The organism is Amycolatopsis panacis (assembly GCF_003600245.1).
GTDB classification, from domain to species: Bacteria; Actinomycetota; Actinomycetes; order Mycobacteriales; family Pseudonocardiaceae; genus Amycolatopsis; species Amycolatopsis sulphurea.
Map to the genome: position 1 here is coordinate 1 of NZ_QZFV01000147.1, position 16,786 is coordinate 16,786.

Annotated in this window: 17 protein-coding genes and 1 pseudogene; 7 read left to right on the forward strand and 11 right to left on the reverse strand. The window is 67.3% G+C overall.

Translation table 11 applies throughout. The features are described from left to right. Positions 1-185: 185 nt before the first annotated feature. The gene (locus D5S19_RS30450) at positions 186-1,121 is read right to left on the reverse strand and encodes a sugar-binding transcriptional regulator (protein WP_120026795.1); all 936 of its coding nucleotides are present in this window, start codon (positions 1,119-1,121) and stop codon (positions 186-188) included. A 185-nt stretch (positions 1,122-1,306) separates the two neighbouring features. On the opposite strand from D5S19_RS30450, the gene D5S19_RS30455 reads away from it, so the two are divergent. From D5S19_RS30455 to D5S19_RS30475, 5 genes are all read left to right on the forward strand, one after another. After that, positions 1,307-2,311, forward strand: coding sequence for a zinc-dependent alcohol dehydrogenase family protein (locus D5S19_RS30455; protein ID WP_120026796.1), 1,005 nt, complete (start codon positions 1,307-1,309; stop codon positions 2,309-2,311). Beyond that, complete coding sequence (locus D5S19_RS30460; protein WP_199730790.1) at positions 2,304-3,644, forward strand: ABC transporter substrate-binding protein; 1,341 nt, start codon at positions 2,304-2,306, stop codon at positions 3,642-3,644. Before D5S19_RS30455 ends, D5S19_RS30460 begins: the two co-directional genes overlap by 8 nt. Next, entirely contained in the window at positions 3,641-4,573 is a 933-nt protein-coding gene (locus D5S19_RS30465; RefSeq protein WP_120026798.1) for a carbohydrate ABC transporter permease, read from the forward strand. Before D5S19_RS30460 ends, D5S19_RS30465 begins: the two co-directional genes overlap by 4 nt. Positions 4,574-4,659: 86 nt before the next feature. Further along, the gene (locus D5S19_RS30470) at positions 4,660-5,448 is read left to right on the forward strand and encodes a carbohydrate ABC transporter permease (protein ID WP_120026809.1); all 789 of its coding nucleotides are present in this window, start codon (positions 4,660-4,662) and stop codon (positions 5,446-5,448) included. Positions 5,449-5,461: 13 nt separating this feature from the next. Next, positions 5,462-6,550, forward strand: coding sequence for an ABC transporter ATP-binding protein (locus tag D5S19_RS30475; protein ID WP_120026799.1), 1,089 nt, complete (start codon positions 5,462-5,464; stop codon positions 6,548-6,550). A gap of 79 nt (positions 6,551-6,629) precedes the next feature. Here the strand turns inward: D5S19_RS30475 and D5S19_RS30480 are convergent, their stop codons facing one another. From D5S19_RS30480 to D5S19_RS30495, 4 genes and pseudogenes are all read right to left on the reverse strand, one after another. Continuing rightward, a complete protein-coding gene (locus tag D5S19_RS30480; RefSeq protein ID WP_120026800.1) occupies positions 6,630-6,824 on the reverse strand; it encodes a ferredoxin in 195 nt (64 codons plus the stop codon). 40 nt (positions 6,825-6,864) lie between these two features. Continuing rightward, the gene (locus D5S19_RS30485; protein ID WP_120026801.1) at positions 6,865-8,067 is read right to left on the reverse strand and encodes a cytochrome P450; all 1,203 of its coding nucleotides are present in this window, start codon (positions 8,065-8,067) and stop codon (positions 6,865-6,867) included. Positions 8,068-8,080: 13 nt separating this feature from the next. Continuing rightward, a pseudogene (locus tag D5S19_RS30490) lies at positions 8,081-8,601 on the reverse strand (cytochrome P450); the annotation flags it as partial. A gap of 65 nt (positions 8,602-8,666) precedes the next feature. Then, on the reverse strand, positions 8,667-9,923 hold the full coding sequence (locus tag D5S19_RS30495) for a cytochrome P450 (protein WP_120026803.1): 1,257 nt from the start codon (positions 9,921-9,923) through the stop codon (positions 8,667-8,669). Positions 9,924-10,122: 199 nt separating this feature from the next. On the opposite strand from D5S19_RS30495, the gene D5S19_RS30500 reads away from it, so the two are divergent. Beyond that, on the forward strand, positions 10,123-10,755 hold the full coding sequence (locus D5S19_RS30500) for a TetR/AcrR family transcriptional regulator (protein ID WP_120026810.1): 633 nt from the start codon (positions 10,123-10,125) through the stop codon (positions 10,753-10,755). 222 nt (positions 10,756-10,977) lie between these two features. After that, the gene (locus D5S19_RS30505; protein WP_120026804.1) at positions 10,978-11,526 is read left to right on the forward strand and encodes a DUF4232 domain-containing protein; all 549 of its coding nucleotides are present in this window, start codon (positions 10,978-10,980) and stop codon (positions 11,524-11,526) included. 61 nt (positions 11,527-11,587) lie between these two features. On the opposite strand, the gene D5S19_RS30510 is transcribed toward D5S19_RS30505, so the two are convergent. The 6 genes from D5S19_RS30510 to D5S19_RS30535 form a co-directional block, all read right to left on the reverse strand. Beyond that, positions 11,588-12,430 carry a helix-turn-helix domain-containing protein gene (locus tag D5S19_RS30510; RefSeq protein ID WP_120026805.1) on the reverse strand — a complete coding sequence of 281 codons (843 nt, stop codon included), beginning with the start codon at positions 12,428-12,430 and terminating at the stop codon, positions 11,588-11,590. Positions 12,431-12,527: 97 nt separating this feature from the next. Then, positions 12,528-12,770 (reverse strand): hypothetical protein, encoded by a 243-nt coding sequence (locus D5S19_RS30515; protein ID WP_233574262.1) that lies wholly within the window; start codon positions 12,768-12,770, stop codon positions 12,528-12,530. A gap of 158 nt (positions 12,771-12,928) precedes the next feature. Next, complete coding sequence (locus D5S19_RS30520; RefSeq protein WP_120026806.1) at positions 12,929-13,687, reverse strand: ESX secretion-associated protein EspG; 759 nt, start codon at positions 13,685-13,687, stop codon at positions 12,929-12,931. A 10-nt stretch (positions 13,688-13,697) separates the two neighbouring features. Then, positions 13,698-15,119 (reverse strand): hypothetical protein, encoded by a 1,422-nt coding sequence (locus D5S19_RS30525; RefSeq protein WP_120026807.1) that lies wholly within the window; start codon positions 15,117-15,119, stop codon positions 13,698-13,700. After that, positions 15,119-15,712 carry a DUF3558 domain-containing protein gene (locus D5S19_RS30530; RefSeq protein ID WP_233574263.1) on the reverse strand — a complete coding sequence of 198 codons (594 nt, stop codon included), beginning with the start codon at positions 15,710-15,712 and terminating at the stop codon, positions 15,119-15,121. Before D5S19_RS30530 ends, D5S19_RS30525 begins: the two co-directional genes overlap by 1 nt. Positions 15,713-15,744: 32 nt before the next feature. Further along, complete coding sequence (locus tag D5S19_RS30535; RefSeq protein WP_120026808.1) at positions 15,745-16,200, reverse strand: hypothetical protein; 456 nt, start codon at positions 16,198-16,200, stop codon at positions 15,745-15,747. Positions 16,201-16,786 lie beyond the last annotated feature (586 nt).

Consider the following 16,786-nt stretch of genomic DNA (forward strand, 5'->3'; position numbering starts at 1 on the left):
AGTGGGCGATGCGGAGGTGTGTGCGACCACCTCGTGGCGTGCGCCGGACCGGTTTCGGGTCCGTGAAGGGACCCTTCACAGACTCAGAGTCCGTGAAGGGTCCCTTCACGGACCTCTATACCGACTTTGCCGGAACCCTGGACGCTGTGGCTGTGAAGGGAACCTTCACAGCCACGCCCCTTGGCTCAGGACGGGGGCGGCAACGGGGTCTCCGCCGCCAGGTCAAGCAGCGGTCCTGCCGCCGCGGCGTCGGTGACCAGAGTGGACACCAGGCCCGAGCGCAGCACCGCGTCCACCGCCGCCGCCTTCGGCTGGCTGTAGCCGATCGCGATCACCTCCGGCACCGACATCAGTTCCTCCCGGCCGATCGCCAGCACGTGATGGGTCAGCCCGGTCGACACCGGCGCGCCCGAGGCGTCGAACAGCCGTGCGGCCACCTCCGCGGTCGCGCCGCGGGCGGCGATCGCGGCCCGTTCTGCGTCGTCGAGCGCGTCGTACACAGTGGACTCGCCGGTCGCCCAGGCGCCGATGCTCACCACCGCCTTGGTGAGCTTGGCGAACTGCGCGAAGGTCTCCGCGATGCCCGGTTGGTGCCGCAGGATGTCCAGGGTTCGCTGGTCGGGCAGCACCAGCGGGCCGAAGATCGGATAGGCGTCGCCGCCGGAGATCGAAGTCACCCGGCTGACCGTCTCCACCGAACGGCCACGCATGTCCATGCCCGCCTGTACTCCGCACAGTTGCACGATCGGGCAGCGTGGCATGACCCGCAGTGCCTCGGTCATCGAGTTCACCGACCGCGCCCAGGAGAGCCCGATCACATCCTCGGGTACCGCGATCTCCTCCAGTAGCCGCGCGGCCAGCGCGCCGACCCGCCGGCGCACCACCTCTTTCGGCTCCCGCAGCGAGGATCGCTCCAGCACCAGCGCCCGGTCCAGCCGGTACGCTCTGCGCACCTCGTCGGAGAGTTCGACGTCGACCGGGGCGGGCAGGTCGAACTCGATCCGGACCAGCCCGCTCTCCAGTGCCGCGTCGAGCATGCGGGCCACCTTGAACCTGCTCACCCCGAACTCGTCGGCGATCTCCAGTTTGGAGTGTCCCTGCACGTAGAACCGGCGCGCCATGGTGGCCAGGCGCAGGCTCTCGGTCAGTGGAGACTGCCCTTTCTTCCTGCTCACATGAGCACTATAGCTTGAAACTGAGCGTTAGTGTTGACGTAACACCCAGGAAACTCGTGTAATGCTCTTCGCATAACAGGTGCGGCATTGATCGATGTTGCTCGAATGAGCACCCAGGAAGGTGATGTGGCATGCGTGCCGCGATCGTGGATCGGCCCGGTGAGATCCGGGTCGGCGAGGTTCCCGATCCCAAACCCGGAGAGCGCCAGGTCGTCGTGAAGGTGGGTGCCTGCGGGATCTGCGGGACGGACCTGCATATCGCCGACGGGCACTTCCCCCCGACCCCGTATCCGATCGTCCCCGGGCACGAGTTCGCCGGGGAGATCGTCGAACTCGGCGCGGACGTGCCGGGGGAGTGGAAAGTCGGCGACCGTGTGGCGGTCGACCCGTCGATCTACTGCGGGTACTGCACGCCGTGCCGGTCCGGGCACGGCAATCTCTGCGCGAACTGGAACGCGACCGGCGACACGGTCAACGGCGCGTTCGCCGAATACGTCGCGGTGCCCGCGGACACCTGCCACCGGATGCCCGACTCCCTGAGCTGGGAGCAGGGCGCGCTGGTGGAGCCGGTTTCCTGCGCGGTGCACGGCGTGCGCCGGATCGGCGTGGAAGCGGGCGAGCGCTTCCTGATCGTCGGCGCCGGCACGATGGGCCTGATCATGCAGCAGCTGCTGCAGCGGGCCGGTGCCCAGGTGACGATGGTCGACCGCAACGCCGCCCGGCTGCCGCGCGCGACCGACCTGGGTGCCACCGCGGTGGCCGAGGATGTGTCCGCATTGGACGGTGAGCGGTACGACGCCGCGGTGGACTGCACCGGCGCCGTGCCGGCCATCGAATCCGCGTTCGACGCGCTGCGCCGCGGCGGCCGGTTGCTGGTGTTCGGGGTGGCCCCCGCCGAGGCCCGGGTGGCTCTTTCGCCGTTCCGGATCTACAACGACGAGATCACCGTCGTCGGCTCCATGGCCGTGCTCAACAGCTACGGCACCGCGCTCGACCTCGTAGCGAACGGCTACATCGACACCGAGGCGCTGATCACCGACACGCTCCCGCTTGAGCAGTACCCGGAGGCGCTGGCGAAGATGCGCAGCGGCACCGGGCTGAAGATCCAGGTTCTGCCAGGAGGTGGCCATGCGTAAACTCCTGTGCCTCCTGGCGGCGACCGCGCTGTTCGTGACGGGATGCGCCGGTGCCGGCTCGCTGGGCGACGGCGGGCGGACCCTGGTCGTGGCGATCGTCTCCAACGCGCAGATGAAGGACGCCATCTCGCTCAAGGGCGAGTTCGAGAAGAACCACCCCGGCGTCAACCTGAAGTTCGTCACCCTGCCGGAGAACGAGGCCCGCGCGAAAATCACTGCGTCCACGGCCACCGGCGGCGGCGAGTTCGACGTGGTGATGATCAGCAACTACGAGGCCCCGCAGTGGGCGGCCAACGGCTGGCTCGAAAACCTCGAGCCGCACATGAAGGCCACCCCCGGCTACGACGAGGCGGACTTCATCCCGAGCATCCGGGAGTCGCTGTCGTACCAGAACCAGATGTACGCGGTGCCGTTCTACGGTGAATCGTCCTTTGTGGTCTATCGCAAGGACCTGTTCGAGAAGGCCGGTATCCCGATGCCGGCGCATCCCACCTGGGAGCAGATCGCCGAGTACGCCGCGAAGCTGGACGACAAGCAGAACGGCGTCGCCGGCATCTGCCTGCGCGGCAAGCCCGGCTGGGGCGAGAGCCTCGCGCCGTTCACCACCATGGCGAACACCTTTGGCGCGCAGTGGTTCGACAAGGACTGGAACGCCAAGTTGAACAGCCCGGAGTTCGCCAAGGCCGCGAACTTCTACGTGAACCTGTTGCGTGAGCACGGTGAGGTCGGGGCCTCCAGCGCCGGGTTCACCGAGTGCGGTACGCGGTACGCGCAGGGCCAGGCCGCGATGTGGTACGACGCCACGTCGATGACCGGCACCACCGAGGACCCGTCCACCAGCCACGTGGTCGGGAAGAACGGCTACGTCGCCGCCCCGGTCGACAAGACCCAGGCGAGTGGCTGGCTCTACGCGTGGTCGCTGGCCATCCCGAAGGCCGCCAAGGCCAAGGACGACGCCTGGGACTTCATGGCGTGGATGACCGACAAGGCGTACGCGAAGAAGGTCGGCGAGACCTACGGCTGGAACCGCGTGCCGCCGGGCACCCGCAAGTCCACGTACGAGATCCCGCAGTACAAGGAAGCCGCCAAGACGTACGCGCAGCCGACGCTGGACGGCATCGCGGACGCGAACCAGCAGAAGACCATGGTGCAACCCGTGCCCTACCCGGGCATCCAGTTCGTCGGGATCCCGGAGTTCCAGGACCTCGGCACCCGGGTGAGCCAGCAGCTGTCCGCCGCCATCGCCGGGCAGACCTCCGTCGCGGACGCGCTCGCGCAATCGCAGAAGTACGCGGAGACCGTGGGCAAGTCCTATCAGGAGGTGGCCGGATGAGCACTGTCACGGTCCCCGCCGGCCCCGCGCCGGCGAACACCCGCGCCGGCACGAAGAAGAAGGCCGCGGGTTCGGGCAAGCGGCGGCTGCCGCTGCTGCCCGCGCTGATCTTCGTCATCGCGGTGACGCAGATTCCGTTCCTGCTCACGCTGTTCTACTCGTTCCAGTCGTGGAACCTGGTGCGGCCGGGCTCGCGGCACTTCGTCGGTTTCCAGAACTACATCGACGTCTTCACCGACACGACGTTCCTCGGCGCACTGGTCAACACCGTGGTGCTCACCGTGGTGTGCGTGATGGTGTCGCTGCTGCTCGGGCTCGGGCTGGCGATCCTGCTCGACCGCAAGTTCATCGGCCGCAGTTTCGTCCGCACGCTGCTGATCACGCCGTTCCTGATCCTCCCGGCGGCCGGCGCGCTGCTGTGGAAGACCACGATGTTCGACCCGACGTTCGGGTTGCTGCACTTCGTGTTCGGCACCGACACCGACTGGCTGTCGAAGTTCCCGCTGGCCGCGGTGATGGCGCAGATCGTGTGGCAGTGGACGCCGTTCATGATGCTGTTGACCCTGGCCGGGCTGCAGAGCCAGTCGAAGGAGGTGCTGGAGGCCGCCTCGGTGGACGGGGCGAACCGCTGGCGCACCTTCTACTCGATCACGCTGCCGCACCTGTCGCGGTTCCTGCAGCTGGCCACGATGCTCGGTGCGATTTACATCGTGAACAGCTTCGACGCGATCTTCCTGATGACCCAGGGCGGGCCGGGCACGGCCAGCACCAACCTGCCGTTCTACATCTACCAGCGCGCGTTCGAGGGCTTCGACGTCGGACAGTCGTCGGCGATGGGCGTGGTCGTGGTGATCATCACCATGATCGTGGCGACCTTCGCGCTGCGCTTGATGTTCCGCGCGTTCTCCGTGGACGGAGGCACGAAGTGAGTACCGCAACCGTCACCGCACCCGCGGAGAAGACGACCGCCCAGCCGCCCCGGCGCAAGGCCAAGCGCCGCGTCGGCCCGGCGTCGCTGACCGTCGTCACCTGGATCATCGCGATCCTGTTCGTCTTCCCGCTGCTGTGGATGATCCTCACCGCGTTCAAGCAGGAGTCGGACGCCTACACCGATCCGCCGAAGCTGTTCTTCAAGCCCACCTTCGACCAGATCGCCGGAGTGCTGAAGGGCGATTTCCTGCCCTACCTCGGCAACTCCGTCTTCGTCACGATCGTCTCGACGCTGCTGGTGCTGCTGCTGGGCATCCCTGCCGCGTACGCGTTGTCGCTGGCGCCGGTCAAGGGCACGAGGAACGCGCTGAGCTTCTTCCTCTCCACGAAGATGCTGCCGATCGTCGCGGCGATCATCCCGCTGTACATCATCTCGCAGAACACCGACCTGCTGGACACGGTGTGGGCGCTGATCATTCTGTACACCTCGATGAACCTGCCGCTGGCGATCTGGATGATGCGGTCGTTCTTCATGGAGGTGCCCGGCGAAATGATCGAGGCGGCGCGGATCGACGGGGCGAACCTGCCGACCCTGCTGCGCAAGATCATCATGCCGGTGGTCGCCCCCGGGGTGGCCGCGACCGCACTGATCTGCGTGATCTTCTCCTGGACGGAGTTCTTCTACGCGGTCAACCTCACCGCCGCCAGGGCGGGCACCGTGCCGGTGTTCCTGGTCGGCTTCATCACCAGCGAGGGCCTGTACTGGGCCCAGCTGTCCGCCGCCGCGTTGCTGGCCTCGTTGCCGGTGATGATCGTGGGCTGGTTCGCGCAGAACCACCTCGTGCGCGGTCTGTCCATGGGCGCAGTGAAGTAAAGGGAGAGCGCAGATGTCCGCAGAAGTGATTTACGACCAGGCGTCGCGTATCTACCCCGGCAACCCGGGCGTGCGCGCGGTGAACCAGCTGAGCCTCGAAGTACCCGACGGCGAGTTCCTCGTGCTGGTGGGTCCCTCGGGTTCCGGGAAGTCCACCGCGCTGCGCATGCTGGCCGGGCTGGAAGAGGTCAACGAGGGCGCCATCCGGATCGGTGACCGCGACGTGACCGACCTGCCGCCGAAGGACCGGGACATCGCCATGGTGTTCCAGTCCTACGCGCTGTACCCGCACATGACCGTGGCCGACAACATGGGCTTCGCGTTGAAGCTGCGCGGGTTCTCGGCGGCCGACATCAAGCAGCGGGTCGACGAGGCCGCCGCGATGCTGGATCTGACCAAGTACCTGGCGCGCAAGCCGAAGGCGCTCTCCGGTGGGCAGCGCCAGCGGGTGGCGATGGGCCGCGCGATCGTGCGCGAACCGAGCGTGTTCCTGATGGACGAACCACTGTCCAACTTGGACGCGAAGCTGCGGGTGGAGACCCGTGCCAACATCGCGAAGCTCCAGCAGCGGCTGGGCACCACCACCATCTACGTGACCCACGACCAGGTCGAGGCCATGACCATGGGTGACCGGGTGGCGGTGCTCAAGGACGGCGAGCTGCAGCAGTGCGATTCGCCGCGGGAGCTGTACGAGAACCCGGCCAACTCGTTCGTCGCGGGCTTCATCGGTTCGCCCGCGATGAACCTGGCCACGTTGCCGCTCACCGGTGGCGGGGTCAAGCTCGGCGACCTGAACGTGCCGTTGCCGACCGCGGAGCTGACCGCTGCGCGGGCGGCCGACCTGTCCGAGGTCGTGTTCGGTATCCGGCCGGAGTCGCTGCGCCTGGTGGGCGCGGGCGACGACGGTTTCGAACTCGTCGTCGAGCTGGTCGAGGAACTCGGCGCGGACGCGTACCTGCACGGGAAGGTCGGCGACGACCGCTTCGTGGTCCGCGTGGACGGCCGCACCCCGCCGCGAATCGGCGACAACGTGCGCGTCGGCCTGCGCGGTGAGGGCGAAACCCACGCCTTCGACCCGAAGACGACCTTGCGGTTGCGCTGAGCCCACGGCTGTGAAGGGTCCCTTCACGGACGCTGAGTCCGTGAAGGGACCCTTCACAGCTTTAAGGCGGGGGCACGGGTCACTCCTGTAGTGAGAGTGCTTGGCTTGGGCAGAGGTTCACGGCTTCATGGGCCTTCTCGACCAGCTCGCCCTCGGGCGTGTCGTTGAGCACGATGACGGTGCCGTCGTCCTCACTCTGGTCGAACAGCTCGGGTTCGGTCAGCACGCACTGGCCGGCGCCGACACACGTGCCCGTGTCCGCGATGATCTTCATGGTTCCCTCTTCCTTGCTCGTGGTGGGAGCATCTTGATCCTTACCAGGTCACCGGCAGCCGGTGCACGCCGTAGACCGCCGAGTCGGTTTTGAACGGCAACTCTTCCACCGATGTCGCCAGCTTCAGCGTGGGGATGCGGCGCAACAGCGTGTCGAACACGATCTGCAGCTCGGCGCGGGCGAGGTTCTGGCCGAGGCACTGGTGCGGGCCGAAGCCGAACGCGACATGGTGGCGTGCCCCGCGTTCCAGATCCAGCCGTTCAGGTGCCTCGAAGACGGCCGGGTCCCAGTTCGCCGTGTAGCCGAGCACGATCACCCCGTCCCCGGCCGAGATGGCCGCTCCGCCGACCTCGACGTCCTCGGTCGCCACCCGCGAGGTCACGGTGTCCACGACAGTGAAGTACCGCAGCATCTCCTCGATCGCGTCAAGCGTACGGCCGGGGTCGGCCTCGATCTTCGCCCGCTGGTCCGGGTTCTCCAGCAGCGCGAGCGTGCCCAGCGAGATCATGTTCGCGGTGGTCTCGTGCCCGGCGAGCAGCAGCAGGAACGCCATGGACACCAGCGCATCGTGGTCAAAGGTGCCTTCAGCGCGTGCCTTGACGATCTGCCGGCCGAGCAGGTCGTCGCCCGGCGCGGCTTCCTTGGCCGTGACCAGGTCGCCGAGGTAATCGCGGAGCCGATCGGAGGCGGCCAGCCGCTCGTACTCGCCAGTGCTCTGCTTGACCAGCATCTTCGTGTTCCCCTGGAAGAACTCGTGGTCGGCATAGGGCACCCCGAGCAGTTCGCAGATGACCAGTGAGGGCAGCGGCAGCGACAGCATTTCGACGAGGTCGGCTTCGCCGCCGGCGGCCAGCATGTCGTCGATCAGGCTGTCGGTGATCTCCTGGATCCGCGGCCGCAGCGAGGTGATCCGCTTGACGGTGAACTCGCCGACCACGGCCTTGCGGGTCGGGCCGTGGTCCGGCGCGTCCATCGAGATCATCGAGGGCTTCGGGTTGCGGCGGAACGGGTTGCCGCCCTCGACCAGGAAGGGGAAGCCCGGCTTGAGCCGGTCGGAGGAGAACCGGCGGTCGTTGAGCACCGACCGGGCGTCCTCGTGCCGGGTGACCACCCAGGCCTGTTTGCCGTTCGGGATGGCGGCCCGGACCGGGCCCTGCTCCTCGCTCATCCGGGTGTACTGCTCCGGCTGTGCGAACGGGCAGGTGCGCGCGACCGGCATCCGCGGTTGTTCGGTGGTGGTCATTGGGAATCCTCCTTCACCAGGTGACGGGTAGTTCGTAAAGGCCGTAGATGGATGCGTCGTCCTTGACCGCGAGGTCGTCGAGCGACGTGGCGAGCCGCAACGTGGGGATCCGGCGCAACAGCGTGTCGGACACGATCCACAGTTCGGCGCGGGCGAGGTTCTGGCCGAGGCACTGGTGCGGGCCGAAGCCGAACGCGACGTGGTGACGGGCTCCGCGGTCGAGGTCGAACGTCGCCGGTTCCTCGAACACCGCCGGGTCCCGGTTCGCGTAGGTGGTCAGCAGCACGCCTTCCCCGGCCCGGACCAGGGTGCCGCCGATCTCGGTGTCCGCACTGGCGATCCGCCCGGCGGGTGTCCACAATGGAGTAATAGCGGAGCAGCTCCTGACCGCGGCGGACGTGCGGGACGGATCGGCCTTGATCAGGGCGAGCTGGTCCGGACGGCGCGGGAACTCCACGGTGCCCGGCCAGATCATGTTCGCGGTGTCTCGTGTCCCGCGATGAGCAGCAGGACGGAAAGGCTCACCAGCTTGGCGCGGGGCGAACGGGCAGGTCCGGGCGGCGGGGAGCTCTTCCATCGTCGTCATCGCGGGTCTCTCGTCACCAGGCGACGGGCAGGCAGTGCAGGCCGAAGATCGACGATTCGTGCTTGAACGGCAGTTGCTCGAACGGCACCGCGAGCCGCAGCGTGGGAATCCGGCGGAACAGCGTGTCGAACACGATCCGCAGCTCCAGCCGCGCCAGGTTCTGGCCGAGGCACTGGTGGACCCCGTAGCCGAACGCGACGTGATGGCGCGCGCCGCGGGTGAAGTCGAGCCGGTCCGGCTCGGCGAAGGTCTCGGGGTCGAAGTTGGCCGCGTGGCTCAGGCCGAGCACGCCCTGCCCCGCCCGGATCGTGACGCCCGCGATGTCCACGTCCTCGGTGGCCACCCGCGAGGTGGCGAACTCGGCGATGGTGAAGTACCGCAGCAGTTCCTCGACCGCGTCGAGCGTCTTGCCCGGGTCCTGCTTGATCAGTTCGAGCTGGTCCGGGTTCTCCAGCAGCGCGACGGTGCCCAGTGAGATCATGTTGGCGGTGGTCTCGTGCCCGGCGATGAGCAGCAGGAAGGCGAGCCCGACCAGTTCGTCGTGGTCGTAGGTGCCCTCCGCGCGCAGCTTCTCGATCTGGCGCCCGAGCAGATCGTCGGTGGGCGTGGCCTCCTTGGCGGCGACCAGCCCGCTGAGGTAGTCCCGCATTTCCACGGTGGCCGCTTCGCGCTGGTCGACGGTGGCCTGCCGGTCGAGGAAGTTCGAGCTGTGTGTCTGGAAGAACTCGTGGTCTGCATAGGGCACCCCGAGCTGTTCGCAGATCACCAGCGACGGCACCGGCAGCGACAGCGCCGTGACCAGATCGGCGGGCCGGTCGCCGGCCAGCATCGCGTCCAGCTGGGTGTCCACGATCTCCTGGATCCGCGGCTGCAGCGCCTTCATCCGCTTCACCGTGAACTCGCCGACGACCGAGCGGCGGGCCTGCCCGTGCACCGGTGGGTCGAGGTTGATCAGTGACGGCTTGATCTTCGGCGTCCGTCCTCGCCCTCCGTCGTTGAAGAGCATCGGGAAGCCGGGGTTGAACCGGTCGGAGCTGAACCGCGAGTCGTTCAGCATGGCCCGCACGTCCTCGTGCCGGGCGAGCGCCCAGGCCCGCTCTCCGGAGGGGATCCCGACCAGCTGCGCCCTGTCCTGCTCGAACTCCCGGTACTCCGGCGGCGGCGAGAACGGGCAGGTCCGGGCCAGCGGGAAGTGTTTCAGCCCGGGGTCCGCGGCTTCCGGGTCGATCAGCGCGGCTTCGTCGAGTTCGGATCGGGCGAGCTCGGTCATGGTGGGACCCCTTTGTGTGGAAGTGCACCGTCACGGAACGAATGCGGAGGAATACATTCCGGTTCACTGACCACGGTACTCAAGTGGAGGATCGTCGTCCACGAGCAATGGGGTGACAATTACTGTCCGGGGGCGTCGTCCGGGGCGTGCGAGAATCTCTGAGCACGTCAAAGGCCTGCGCAACGGAGGGATGACCGGGATGAGTGCGGACCCGCAAACGCCACTGCGAGCGGACGCGCGGCGAAACCGCGACCAGATCATCGCCGCCGCGCGCGTGATCTTCGCCGAACACGGTCCCGAGGTTCCGATGGAAGAGATCGCCCGGTCCGCCGGAGTCGGTGTCGGCACGCTGTACCGCCGCTTCCCTGATCGGGACGCGCTGGTCCGAGCGGTCGCCGTGGACAACTTCGCCCGCGTCCTCGAAGACGCCCGCGCGGCGGCGGAGGCGGAGCCGACCGCGTGGGCCGCGCTGGTGCGGCTGCTGTACGGGTCGATGGACCTGCAGCTGTCCATTCAGCTGGCCATGGTGTCGATGAAGGCCTATGAGATCCTTCGCGAGGACCCGGTCATCTCCGATCTGCGGCAGAGTCTGCTGATCGAGGTGGAGTCGCTGGTCCGTGCCGCGCAGGAGGACGGGCACCTCCGCAAGGACGTCGGCGCCGGTGACGTGGCCATGCTCTTCGCTGTACTGCTTCGCCGGCTGCCTCCCCGGAATCCGGAAATCGCGGAGATCTCCACTGCGCGCTGCGTCGCCATCATGATCGACGGCCTGCGCGCCCAGCCGGGTACTCCTCTGCCCGGTCGCCCTCTCGGGCGGGACGACATCCACTGACGAGTGCCCTCGCATTACGCAGGGTCTTCCGCTCGGGGCTACACGCTCGGGCGTGCCCCTCTTTCGGGTTGCTTTAGTGGGGTTGATGTCACAGTCGGACACCCTTGGGTCGATGTGGACGTCTTACCGGTTGAGAACAATCAAGGTGAGTCAATCACTGATCGGTTGTTCTCTGCCGACGGAGAGTCCGTCCGGCCACCTGAGTAACAAGGGGAGAACCAGATGACCATTCGCACGACGGTTCGCCGCACTGCCGCCGCCCTCGCTGTCGCCGGCGTGGCCGCCGGAGCCGGGGCGTACTTCGCGACCAGTGCCAGTGCCGCCGAGCCGACGGTCTTCCCGTGCACCTCCAACCAATTCACCACGAAGCTGGTGCCCGGCGACTCCGGCGCGGGCAACCGGCACGCGGCGTTGCAGTTCACCGCGAACATGGGTGAGCGCTGCTACCTTCCCGGCAACCTCAGCGTCTCGCTCGTCGGTGCGCACAACGTCCTGGTCAACAACGAGGCCCCGGCGAACGCGCCCTCGGTGGCGCTCGTCAACGGCTCTTCGGCCTACGTGCCGCTGCACTGGACCGCAATCGCGGGCGAAGAGGAGAAGCAGACCCCGAACGCCGTCACGGTGACCGCGCCTTCGGACTCCAACATGCACGGCGACCGTATCGACCCGTCCGTGCAGGTGGCCTGGACCCTCGGCGCGGTCGACGCCAACGAGGGCAGCCACACCATCGACGTCGGTGCTGTGACCCAGGGGGTCGCACCGACCGTCTGAGCGCGGTAAGGGAGCGGGTGGCGCCGGGGGGCGTCACCCGCTCTTTGCCGTCCGGGCCGGGTTATCGGGACGTGTTGTCGAGTACGCGTTGCAGGACGGTCTTCGCCGCGTCGTTCTCCGCCGCGATCGTCCAGAGCAGATCGGCGACCTCGTGGCAGGTGCCGACCTCGTCCACATCGTCGACGAGGTGTTCCCCGGGCGCGTTCTCGATCATGACCACGTCGTCGACGATCCAGAAGCCGCCGGTCACCGGGTAGGGCAGCAAGGTGCCCGCCGGGATGATGCCGAACCGGATCTCGGGGGTGCCGATGATCGAGAGCAGCCGGTGTACCTGCGCGATCATCACCTCCGGCGGTGCGATCGGGTACTGGAACACGGCTTCGGCGGTGAGCAGCTCGATGGTCCGGCCGGGTTCGTGGAGAATCTGCTGCCGTTGCATCCGGGCCCGCACGGCCTCGGTGATGTCCTGGGCGCCGCCGTGGACCTTGGCGTGGCTGAGGATCGCATGGCGGGCGTATGCGGCGGTCTGCAGTAATCCGGGCACGATGAGCAGGTCGACCGCGCGGATCCGCCGTGCGCGGGCCTCGCGGCTGAGGGATTCCTCTTGCCGCGCCCGGTATCCGTCGCGGACCTTCTCCCGCCAGCTCGCGTAGGCGTCCCGGATCGCGGCGAGCCGGACGCGGAGTTCGGCGCTGCGTTCGGCGGGCGCGTGCACGGCGGTGAGCCAGGTTTCGAGGTCCTCGTCGCCCGCGGTCTGCCTGCCATTCTCGATTTTGCTGACCTTGGGCGCGTTCCAGCCGATCGCCCGGGCGAAGTCCTTCCCGGTTTCGTACCCGGCCTCGACCCGGAGCCGGCGAAGGTATTCGCCGAACTCCGCCCGGCGCTTCTCGAAGCTGGTTGGCACACGCCCTCGCTATCGCACGCTGAACTCCTCGAACCAGTTCGCATCTTCCCACATCTGGTCTCGAGTTTGGCGAAATCCAGCGCTCCGCGCGCGGAGATTACCGCTCTGGCTGGAGAAATTTGACCAGCCCGGCCGGGATCTCCACCGCGGTCTCGGTGTCCGGCATCCCGCGATCGTGCAGTTGGCGCAGCGCAACGGGGTCCTCGACCTTGTAGCCCTGCACCACGTAGGTGCCGCGATTGGTGCGATAAGCGTTCGGGCAGTTGCCGCCGGCGCTGGTGGTGCCGAGGAATTCCAGGGTCAGGGGCGCTTCGGGCGGCTGGTCCGGGTTCCGGGTCATCGGGATCCTCCTGTCGTGCGGGTTTCGGAGCTCTACGGCGGGAAGTATCTCTCAACCAAGAAATTACCCCAATTGGTCATGATTCCAGCTGATTTCGCGAAATGTAAGACTTGACTTGGTGCTGCCCGGCCGGTCCGGCGGTGTCGGTGACCAGGTGCTCAGGCGAGTTCGCGGAGGGTGAGATCGAGCGCGTCGGTGAGATGCGCCCGGGTCCCGGAGTACACGTTGATCTGCGGCGCCCCGGCCGGATCGTCGTTGACGAAGCTCAGGATGCGACCGCGCCCGGTGAGATCGATCGCAGACAGCGGCATGCTGCGCACCCGCTCGCCGGCACCGTCGCGGACCGCCGCGTACAGCTGGTGCACCGCGTCGCGCCCGGCGCGCATGAGGTGTCGCAGGTCGTCGGCCGCCGCGGACGATTCGGTCAGCGGATCGTCCGAGTACCCGTCCGCGTCGTAGTAGGCCTTCGGCACCTGCTGCGGCCGGATCCGCGCCGGCTCGCACCCCGGCAGCGCTTCCACGAGACTGCTCGAAAGCCTTCTCGGCGAGACCGGCTCAATTCGCACCGCGCGACCGTCAGTGATCAGCCGAACCGCCTCACCACCACCCGCGGCGGCGAGGATCGCCCCGTTGTCCTCGCGGTGCCCGCCGAAATCACTCCACGCATACACCTCACGTCGCGCGCCGGCGAGGAGCTTCAATGCGGCCCGCAACTGCGGAGCAAGCGCACCGTCCGCAGCCAGCCTGAACTGCCCGAGCAGCTCCAGAGACCGCCTGCGCAACTCCACCCCGAACCCCGCCGCCGTGTACGACGCCGTCTGCTCGACCACCACCGGCGGCGCGCCGAGGCCTTCGAATTCCCACGCTGCAAGGAATGCCGGCCGCGGAATCCGGACCGGCCTCTCGATGATCGTCATGAAACGCGCTTCATCCGCCGATGGTCGGCGGCGTCGGCGGCAGCCCGGTCCGCGGATCGAGCACCCGTTCGCCCTCGTCGTCGACCAACGTGAACGCCGAGTCGTCGTCGATGCCGTACTTGCGCTGGTGTTCCTTGTCTTCCTCGCCCTTGCCCTTGCCGCCGGCACCCATGCCGCCCATCCCGGCGGCGCCCCGTGCCCCTGCCGCACCTCGCCCGGTCGCGGCACCTCGTCCCACGGCTTCCTCACCAGCGTCGATTCCCGCACCGAACCGGGCACCGCCCGCGCGGCCGTTGTTCCCGCTGCCGTACCGGCCGCCGGCGTTGCCGCTGTTGCCGCTGTTGTTGCCCCCGCCGCCGTTCCGGCCGCCTCCGGTGCTTTCGCCGCTCCTGCCGCCGAGACCCTCGTACGCGCCGCGACCGCTCCCGACACCCGCCCGTGCGCCGGTCCCCATGCCGTCGAACTCGATTGCCCCCGGCGCCCAGGGGCTGGCGCCGTTTCCAACGTTTCCACCGCCACTCGGCATCCCACCGGGATTCACCACCGAAGACGGCGGCGCCCACCCGGCGCTCGTCGTACCGTCTCCTGGCGGAGCCGCAGCCTGGTGTCCCAGTGGCGGGGCGACGCTGCCGCTCGGCGGCGCCATGGTTCCCTGCCCTGCCGGAGGCGAAGCCGGACCAGACGTTGCGCCGGACTGCGACCGCCTGGCGTTGCTGTCCGGCGCGTGCGAGTGCTGCCCATCGGTCGTCTTTGCCTGGGCGGAAGTTCCGTGAGAATCGATTGCGAAGTCTTGCTCGCCGAAACCGGACAGCTGCGTGTAGTTCGCGTTCAGGTTCGGCGCTTTGGTCTCGATGTGCCTCGCGTATGCCTGGTACTGGGCGACGTTGTCCTTGGCGACCGCGTTGTACTCGTTGATCTGACGTTCGGTGTCGGTGTCCCACGGGCTCGCCTGGTCGAAAAAATTCTTGTGCGGCGGAGCCGGCGGCATCGGTTGCAGCGAGGACTTCATTTCATCGAACGAATGCGCGATCTCGGAGACGTTGTCCGAGTTGGCGGAGGTGATCTGCGCGGACGAGGTGAGGGCTTCGGCGAACGGCCGGATCCGCGCTTGTGCCGCGTCCGCCCCTGAGCCGGTCCACGAGGATTCCAGCCCGGAGCTGATGCGCCGGACGAGATCGTTGCCCTCATCGTGCATGCGAGCCAGCGTCTTGGCCGTTTCGCTGCCCTCGTGCCAGCTTTGCGCGCCCTGGCTGGCGATGATCTTCTGCACCAGTGCCGGGGCCGGCACCGCTTGATCGCCGAGATTGCCGTGGTACAGATCGGAGAACCAGTCACCGACGTCGTCCGCCCGCTGCTCGACCCACTGCTCGGCGTCATCGATCCGGTCGGCCGCCCACTGGGCGGCTTCTCCGATGAAATCGAAGAAGCCCATCACATACCGGCTTTCTGCCGCAGGTTCGTGACCACCATGTCGGCGATCCGCGCCGCCACATCACACGGATCGGAGGTGCCCCGTTTGGTTGCTCCCAGCGTGAGGCCGATATCGGTGGTCAGCTGGTCGGTGATGCCGACGCTCACCTGGCAGAATCCGTCTTTCGCGGTGGCGTCGAAAGTGGAGCCGGCGACGGCGGGGAACCCTTGGATCGGGGGAAGCTCACGCCATAATTTCGCCTGCTTCTTGGTGTTGGTATACACGGCGCTCAGACCGTCCGGCACTTTGGTGGTGTATCCGACCGAAACCTGGGCTCCGGAAGCGTCATTATCCCAGGTACAGGTGCTTCCCAGGACGGGAACTTCCTTTTTCCGCCCGGCGGAGGGGGTGCCCAGCGCCTCGGCGAGCTGCTGGGCAGTGAGCCCTTCCTGGCAGGGGTCGCCGGACAGCACGGAAGCGGGCAGCGGGTGCTCGACCTTGGGCGCGCCGCCGTAGGGCAACGTCTTTCCCTGGGTGGAAGGCGATGGGGTGCCGTTCGTTCCCGCGGACGGCTCCCCACCCGTGCACCCCCCGACGGCGACGGCGATCGTCACCACGAGGAGCGTTCGGGTCATCATGCGGCGACTCATCCGGCGAATCCCGTCTTCGTGTCCTGTGCTGTCGTTTTCAGGCCGGCGGCGGCCGTCTCGTCGGACGTGACGGTGATGCCCAGGGCTTTCTCCAGGCTGTGCACCAGATCTTCGGAGTACTTGATCATCTGCTCCACGTTGCGCGACCCGGCCGCGAAGGCGCCTTGCCGCTGACCGCTGCCGACCAGTCCGTCGTTGTAGCTGTTACTCCCGGGATCGTCCGCCGGCGCGGTGACGCGGGTCAGCTTGTATGCGATGGTGCGCATCTCGGTGAAGTGCGAGCGAGCCTGCCTCGCCACGTTCAGCATGCTCATCGCGTCGTCTCGGCTGAGTGCGAAGCCCTGGCCCGAAGTCGCGGAAAGGTTCGCCGAAGCGGCCTTTGCGTCGTCGGCGATCGCGAAGCCGAGATTCGAGAGCCAGCCGACACCGGCGCCCGAGGCGGATTGAGTCATGTCTTCACCCTCCAAAAGACACGTCAACGTCGTGCGAAAGCCAGGCCGGGGCCTCGCTGCGCATTCACGGTAGCCGATGGCTCACCGCGTGATGTCGAAAACCCTGGTTTTGATCAACATATCAGGGGAAGGGCCCATGATTGGGAAATAATTGATCCAGACCATTGGTGTTGCCGAATTCATCCACCCTGAGGAAAGAAATTTCGATGCGTTATAGAGAAATTGGTTGAGGGCGAAGATAGGGCGGCATGGGGTGTGCCGGCCGGGGACGTCCCCGGGGCTTGATGACACGGCGAGCCCGCCGAATGGAGTATCGCTAAAGGAATGTTCCACTCATGCGGTCTGCTGTGTCGTCCATGAAGCTGGACACGGCACCCACACGGTGTCGGGAGAGGGACCGGAGTCGTATCCGGTCGCTGGGTCGCGGGGGGTGCCTGCCGAGTCCGTTTCCGGCAATCCGGGCAGTTCGATGACGCAACTGCTGCCAGTGACTCGGACAAGCGCGGCTCTGCCGGGTGGAACATCCCTGAGCATCCCGAACGGGGCGCAGAATAAAACCTGTGTCGGGGTTCGCCGCAGCGAACCC

Bases quoted from the DNA above. Each gene is read 5' to 3' on its own strand.
- D5S19_RS30450 (WP_120026795.1), bottom strand. From the start codon at position 1,121: ATGGCGCGCCGGTTCTACGTGCAGGGACACTCCAAACTGGAGATCGCC.
- D5S19_RS30455 (WP_120026796.1), top strand. From the start codon at position 1,307: ATGCGTGCCGCGATCGTGGATCGGCCCGGTGAGATCCGGGTCGGCGAG.
- D5S19_RS30460 (WP_199730790.1), top strand. From the start codon at position 2,304: ATGCGTAAACTCCTGTGCCTCCTGGCGGCGACCGCGCTGTTCGTGACG.
- D5S19_RS30465 (WP_120026798.1), top strand. From the start codon at position 3,641: ATGAGCACTGTCACGGTCCCCGCCGGCCCCGCGCCGGCGAACACCCGC.
- D5S19_RS30475 (WP_120026799.1), top strand. From the start codon at position 5,462: ATGTCCGCAGAAGTGATTTACGACCAGGCGTCGCGTATCTACCCCGGC.
- D5S19_RS30480 (WP_120026800.1), bottom strand. From the start codon at position 6,824: ATGAAGATCATCGCGGACACGGGCACGTGTGTCGGCGCCGGCCAGTGC.
- D5S19_RS30485 (WP_120026801.1), bottom strand. From the start codon at position 8,067: ATGACCACCACCGAACAACCGCGGATGCCGGTCGCGCGCACCTGCCCG.
- D5S19_RS30495 (WP_120026803.1), bottom strand. From the start codon at position 9,923: ATGACCGAGCTCGCCCGATCCGAACTCGACGAAGCCGCGCTGATCGAC.
- D5S19_RS30500 (WP_120026810.1), top strand. From the start codon at position 10,123: ATGAGTGCGGACCCGCAAACGCCACTGCGAGCGGACGCGCGGCGAAAC.
- D5S19_RS30505 (WP_120026804.1), top strand. From the start codon at position 10,978: ATGACCATTCGCACGACGGTTCGCCGCACTGCCGCCGCCCTCGCTGTC.
- D5S19_RS30515 (WP_233574262.1), bottom strand. From the start codon at position 12,770: ATGACCCGGAACCCGGACCAGCCGCCCGAAGCGCCCCTGACCCTGGAA.
- D5S19_RS30520 (WP_120026806.1), bottom strand. From the start codon at position 13,687: ATGACGATCATCGAGAGGCCGGTCCGGATTCCGCGGCCGGCATTCCTT.
- D5S19_RS30525 (WP_120026807.1), bottom strand. From the start codon at position 15,119: ATGGGCTTCTTCGATTTCATCGGAGAAGCCGCCCAGTGGGCGGCCGAC.
- D5S19_RS30535 (WP_120026808.1), bottom strand. From the start codon at position 16,200: ATGACTCAATCCGCCTCGGGCGCCGGTGTCGGCTGGCTCTCGAATCTC.